Source organism: Flectobacillus sp. (assembly GCF_049240685.1).
Taxonomy (GTDB): domain Bacteria; phylum Bacteroidota; class Bacteroidia; order Cytophagales; family Spirosomataceae; genus Flectobacillus.
Map to the genome: position 1 here is coordinate 1 of NZ_JBMLSD010000272.1, position 6,239 is coordinate 6,239.

At 36.9% G+C, this 6,239-nt stretch carries 5 protein-coding genes; 4 read left to right on the top strand and 1 reads right to left on the bottom strand.

The annotated features are described in order from the left end of the window. Positions 1–1,609: carboxylesterase/lipase family protein (locus tag ACOVQ4_RS12415; protein WP_421820961.1), on the bottom strand; the 1,609-nt coding region annotated here is incomplete at its 3' end. A 510-nt stretch (positions 1,610–2,119) separates the two neighbouring features. Between ACOVQ4_RS12415 and ACOVQ4_RS12420 the strand changes: the two genes are divergently transcribed. From ACOVQ4_RS12420 to ACOVQ4_RS12435, 4 genes are all read left to right on the top strand, one after another. Continuing rightward, positions 2,120–3,403 carry an MFS transporter gene (locus ACOVQ4_RS12420; protein ID WP_421820962.1) on the top strand — a complete coding sequence of 428 codons (1,284 nt, stop codon included), beginning with the start codon at positions 2,120–2,122 and terminating at the stop codon, positions 3,401–3,403. A gap of 210 nt (positions 3,404–3,613) precedes the next feature. After that, positions 3,614–3,964, top strand: coding sequence for a hypothetical protein (locus ACOVQ4_RS12425; protein ID WP_421820963.1), 351 nt, complete (start codon positions 3,614–3,616; stop codon positions 3,962–3,964). A gap of 294 nt (positions 3,965–4,258) precedes the next feature. After that, the gene (locus ACOVQ4_RS12430; RefSeq protein ID WP_421820964.1) at positions 4,259–5,065 is read left to right on the top strand and encodes an NIPSNAP family protein; all 807 of its coding nucleotides are present in this window, start codon (positions 4,259–4,261) and stop codon (positions 5,063–5,065) included. Between the two features lie 414 nt (positions 5,066–5,479). Next, positions 5,480–6,175, top strand: a complete 696-nt coding sequence (locus tag ACOVQ4_RS12435) for an XRE family transcriptional regulator (RefSeq protein WP_421820965.1) — start codon at positions 5,480–5,482, stop codon at positions 6,173–6,175. Positions 6,176–6,239 lie beyond the last annotated feature (64 nt).

A 6,239-nucleotide genomic window follows, 5' to 3' on the forward strand; every position in this document is an offset into this window, starting at 1 on the left:
CCAGCAATTCTTTATCATGATGATTTTTTACTTCTATCTTATTGTCGAAAAGCATCGTAGCGCCATTTTGTGAAGTATAGGCAGGCCATGCTGGTAAACCTTTGTGTGAGGGGTTTCCCGTACGAGCAAAGTTAATCCAAGCCCAACTCATTTTATCTTCCAAGATTTTTGCTTCTTTGCCACCACCTGTCATTTCTTGACAACGGTCGATATTATTAAATACAAAACCCAATTCAATACAGTGAACAGCTTTATACATTCCATCATTTACTGGCGACTGCCAAGTAAATAGGTAGGCATATACGGGAGCTCCTCCAAAATCTGCTTTTAAGTTTGCATGTTTTACCATTCCTGGTCTGAATGCTGCCAAATCTATATCGATATAATCAGATGGTTTTGTGGTGTTTGGATAGGCCTTCTCAACCGCTTTCAAGTAAGCATCTGTTTGGTTGGCATAACGTATTTTGAGAAACTCTACGGCTTGTTCTTTGGTAAAATCACGAATGGCGGGATTTATTAGCGAAGCCATAAATTCGTTTTTGGTACAACCCACTAAAAAAGGGATATCCTTCGAAATGGCTAATCCCGCTGGGTCAACTTGCTGGTAGGGCAAAAAGTCGCCATCATGAACTGGTCCCCAACCCAAACCACCACCCACAAATGCCTTCCCATCTTTTTTCATCTGCTCTTGAACTTTGGCGATAGCTTTTTTGCTGGCTTCATTCAGCTTTTCGTAAGAGATTTTTTGTAGAGAATCTACCTGAGAGGGTTTCAGACCCAACACTTCCAGTAAGGCCTCTCCGACTTTTCGACTATCTTCTTGCTCCAAAAAGCTTTGTCGATAGCTACCACTTTGATTAATTGCTTTATGAAATAATCCTTTGGCAGTAGGGGCATACATTAAGGTGGTTACTTTGGCTCCACCTCCTGATTGACCAAAAATGGTTACATTATTGGGGTCTCCACCAAAATTGGCAATATTGTTTTTTACCCATTCTAATGCCATTACTATGTCCATCATTCCAACATTCGCTGATTTTTTATATTTTTCACCAAATGATGACAAATCTAAAAATCCAAGTACGTTTAGTCTATGATTGATTGATACCACAACTACATCCCCTTTTTTGCTCAAATTTTCTCCTTCATAAGATGGCAACTCAATGGCTGAGCCTGCACTAAAGCCCCCTCCGTGTAACCATACCATTACAGGTCTTTTTTTTCCATCATTTATCCCTTGTGACCAGATATTGAGAGTTTGGCAGTTTTCGTTGGAATAACCCCAATTATGATTAAAGGCAAATTCTAAAGGGTCAAATACCGTGGTGGTGGGGTCTGTAGGACAAACAGGGCCATAGGCTGTCGAGCTTCTAAGGTCATTCCATGCTTTGGGTCGTGTAGGAGGCATAAATCTTTCAGCTTGTGCATAAGGTATACCTTTATAAATGATGGTACCGTTGTGAATATAACCTCTCACTTTGCCCAAATCGGTATTGGTAACGGCAATATTTTTACCTGCTACCAAGGGGTCTGCTTGAGCGCTTAATTTCGATGAAGTAGCCAATACGCTAACAGCTAGCAGGGCGCTCAGTAAAATATTTTTTTTCATGATTAAATAGGAGATTTTAATGTCTTTTCACAGGCAATAAACCCTGAAAAGTTTTTATTGAAATGGATAGTAAAAATAAAATTCTTCAATTGTCTCAATATGAGACTATAGATGCAAATGTGCTAAAAAAAATGGAATTAATATAAAAAAATGTAAAATAAATGATACATAAGTAGTCGTACATCATTAGATTTAAGTTTTGTGTTGAAGGCACAAGGCAAAGAGGGTTAAATGGTTTTTTAGTAATAATAGCTTTGTTTTTGTCAAAGGCTCATAACTGAATGCCCTAAGCTAAAAAAAAGCGTTTTTTATGAAATTATAAAGATCTATTACCGAAGGCCTACGGCTTACAGCCTTGAGCCGGGTACTTAAATTTAATTTTGTGTACAAACTTATCAAAGATTGTATGGGTAAATATCCCTGCAACGTGCCTTTAATCAATAACTCTAATCATCAAAATGTTCGTTGGCAGGCCTTTTAGTCTGGGCAATGTACCCTAAACTGTTTTTTATGAATTCTAAAATTCCACAATACCGTTGGAGAATAGTTCTCTTACTTTTTTTTGCCACTACTATCAATTACCTCGACCGCCAAGTAATTGGTTTATTAAAACCCACTCTTGAAAAGGAATTTAATTGGAGCGAGTCTGATTATGGGCAGGTAATCATGGCCTTTACAGCGGCGTATGCGACAGGTTTTTTATTTTTTGGTAGAATCATCGATAAGATTGGAACCAAGTTGGGTTATAGCATATCCGTCATTTGGTGGAGTTTGGCTGCGGTATTGCATGCGGCGGTAAGCTCAACTTTCGGTTTGGCTAGTATGCGGATGTTGCTGGGTTTGGGAGAATCAGGCAATTTCCCTGCTGCCATCAAAACGGTGGCAGAATGGTTTCCTAAAAAGGAACGTGCTTTTGCCACTGGTATATTCAATTCGGGGGCAAACATAGGTGCTGTTGTCGCACCAATTATGGTTCCATGGATTTTGGGTGCTTATGGTTGGCGCGAGGCTTTCATCATTACGGGAGGTGTTGGATTTATATGGTTGATTTTCTGGAAATTATACTATGAAACACCTACGAAGCATCCAAAATTGAGTACTCAGGAATTAGCATACATCAATAGCGATGCCGATGAGCAAGAGCAAGAAAATACTGAATCTGTTAAATGGATAAAATTATTTGGTATCCGTCAAACTTGGGCTTTTGTTTTTGGTAAAATGTTTACTGACCCTATTTGGTGGTTTTTTCTTTATTGGTTACCTTCTTATTTTGCCGAAAGATTCCAACTCGATTTGAAAAAGCCTAGTATCGAGCTAATTGTAGTATATACTGCTACCACAATTGGCAGTATCGGTGGTGGTTATTTATCAGGTTATTTAATCAAAAAAGGTTGGACTGTTTTTAGAGCTCGAAAAGCATCTATGTTGAGTTTTGCGGTGGCGGTTGTGCCTGTATTTTTTGCTCAATACTGCACCAATATTTGGCAAGCCGTTGGATTAATCGCCTTGGCTATGGCGGCGCATCAGGCTTGGAGTGCCAATATTTTTACTACTGCCTCGGATATGTTCCCTCGCAAAGCAATTAGTTCTGTTGTGGGTATTGGTAGTATGGCTGGCTCGGTAGGGGGGATATTGTTTCCTATTTTGGTAGGCTATCTTTTGGATTCGTACAAAAAAGCAGGCGATATAAATATTGGCTATAATGTCATTTTCATTATTTGTTCGGTGGCATATTTACTTGCTTGGATGGCTATGCATTTTTTTGCTCCTAAAATGGAAAAAGTAAAATTGTAGATTAATGTGGTATAATTGGGTTTAATGATGTAAATTGTCATTACATACCCAGATTACCACCACATTTTAAATGTTATTAAAAGGCTACTCAAACGGTAGCCTTTTTTTGGGATAAATAATCGAATATTTATTTAGACTTATTTTAAATAACTATTGTGTTGTAATGAATCTCCTATTAACTTTGTAGTGTTATCAAAAAGTAAACAATTTATGGCGTATTCAGCATTACACGAGTTATATCAAAATTCAAAAGGAAGTACTTATCAATGTGATTTGACTAACCGAATTCATGTGCAATTCAATGGGATGCTTGCTATTTTTAGGATTCAAGATTTTTTGGCTTTTCGCAGAAAAGTTTTGTCGGTAGATATTCATGAAATGATATTTAATTTATCCGATAATTTTGATTATGAGTTAGTAGAAGCTCCTCAGGCACAGCTTTCTTGGAAGCTGACGCTTTGTGAAATTGTACAGTTGCGTGATTTGCTAGATGGAACAAAGTTTGTGCTCATGCTCAATAGTATGATTTGTGAAGTTCTGGGAGAAAGTGCGATTGCTTAAGAGCCGCAACAGATAAAAATTATTCAATAAACGACAAATCGCCCTATAAGGATATAACTCCTCATAGGGCGATTTGTCGTTTATGATTTCATAAAAGATATCTATTTTTCTTTGGTTTAAGGCCTAAAGCCTGTTGCCTTAAAATTAAAATTTATTTTGCGTACCACGTTCTATGATAAATCATGGTAGATACTGTTTTAATTCTTTCTAGTTTTGTTAAGTTTATCAGTAAAAAACAATCCTTTCTTGTTTTAACTATATATCCAAACATTATTCACTAATTATACTAAAAAGATGAAACATGTATTCAGTACCAAACTTGTGCTTGTATTGGCATTGTTGATTTCAATCCTTCAAGTTACAGACTCCTTTGCGGTAGCACCCAAACGCGATTTTTATCAACTGATTATTTATAAATTAAAAACAGCCGAGCAAGAGTCTCGTCTTGATAATTATCTTCAAAATGCCTATTTGCCTGCCATGCATCGTGCTGGAATTGAAAAGGTGGGTGTATTCAAGCCAATCCTTGCTCCTGATGCAGCCGAGCCCGCTGAGAAATTGGTATATGTATTTATTCCGTTCAAGTCTCAAGATGAATGGTCAAATTTGGAGGCAAAATTAATGAAAGATAAAACTTATCTGGAAGAAGGCAAAGACTATATCGATACCCCTTGGGACAAGCCAGTTTATTCTCGCATGGAATCTATCTTGATGAGAGCTTTTGTTGATCAACCTCATTTCCAAATGCCCAATTTATCAGGTCCAAAATCTGAGAGAGTATATGAATTTAGAAGTTATGAAGGACCTAGCGAAAAGTTGTATGTAAACAAAGTAGATATGTTTAATGCAGGTGGCGAGGTGAAATTATTTAAAAGGTTAAACTTTAATGCGGTATTTTATTCTGAGGTAGTTTCGGGGGCTGCCATGCCAAACTTAATTTATATGACTACTTTCGAAAATAAGGCTGATAGAGATGCTCATTGGAAGGCCTTCAGTGCTGACCCTGAATGGAAAACCTTATCGTCTATGCCCAAATATCAGCATAATGTTTCTAAAAATGATACTCGATTTTTAAGACCTACAGATTATTCAGATATTTAAGAAAAATCTTTATCGAAAACATCCATCTTTCCGAAAGTACAAATTGATACTTTGTTCTAAGTTTTCATTCTAGCAGTAAAGGCCTAGTGATTGCGTCTCTATTGCTAGAATGAAAAGTTTATAAGCATGTCTCATTCGCTCAATCGCTAGATTGATACGACTCCTGTTTTGTATTCTGGCTAATAAATGAATAATTTAACTTGTAATTTTGTTTTGAAATAACCATTCTTATCTATAAATTTACTTACCTACCATTCTACATAAGGCCCACACTTATAAATTGCCTACCATTTTACACCATTTCAACGAATATTATCAGATAAAGTGCGAAATCATGACTAAATATGGTATTTTTGTACAATGTTTTTGCACAAATAATGCGTGTTCACTTTAGGAATTAGATATATATATACAATGGATACTTTTTTTAGCCAAAACCTGCAGTACCTTCGTAAACAATTGGACGGTAAAGTTTCGCAGGAGAAACTTGCTGAGGAAGTTGATTTAAAAAAATCTACACTCGGTTCGTATGAAAGTGGTCGTGCTGAACCACGCTATGCTGATTTGATTAAGCTGGCGACTTATTTCAACGTGAGCGTTGATGATATGCTTACCAAAGATTTGGCCACCAATCAACCAACAAAGAGACAGGAGGATAAACTTCGTATATTGGCCACGACTGTCAATAACGAAAATGAGGAAAATATAGAGTTTGTCCCAATAAAGGCAGTTGCAGGGTACTCTAATGGTTATGGCGATATTGATTATATTAGCCGCCTACCGATTTTTAATGTACCGTTTCTCCCAAAAGATCGCAAGTATCGGGTTTTCCCAATTCAAGGTGATTCTATGTTACCTCTCAGAGAAGGCTCTTTGGTGTTTGCCGAATACGTTGATAATTGGCGTACCGTCAAAAATGGAACGATTTGTATTGTTGTAACAAAGGATGAAGGCGTAGTTTTGAAAAAAGTTTTCAACTATCTCAACGAAAAAAATGTGCTTATCCTTAAGTCAACCAATGAACGCTACGCTCCTTATCCTGTGATGGAAGATGACATCCAAGAATTGTGGAGATTTGTAGGTTTTTTCTCTGGGGAGTTTCCGCTTTAAAGTATTAATGGTAACCATGAGGGATTATTTTTTATATGAAAAATAATCCCTCATTTTTTTCATT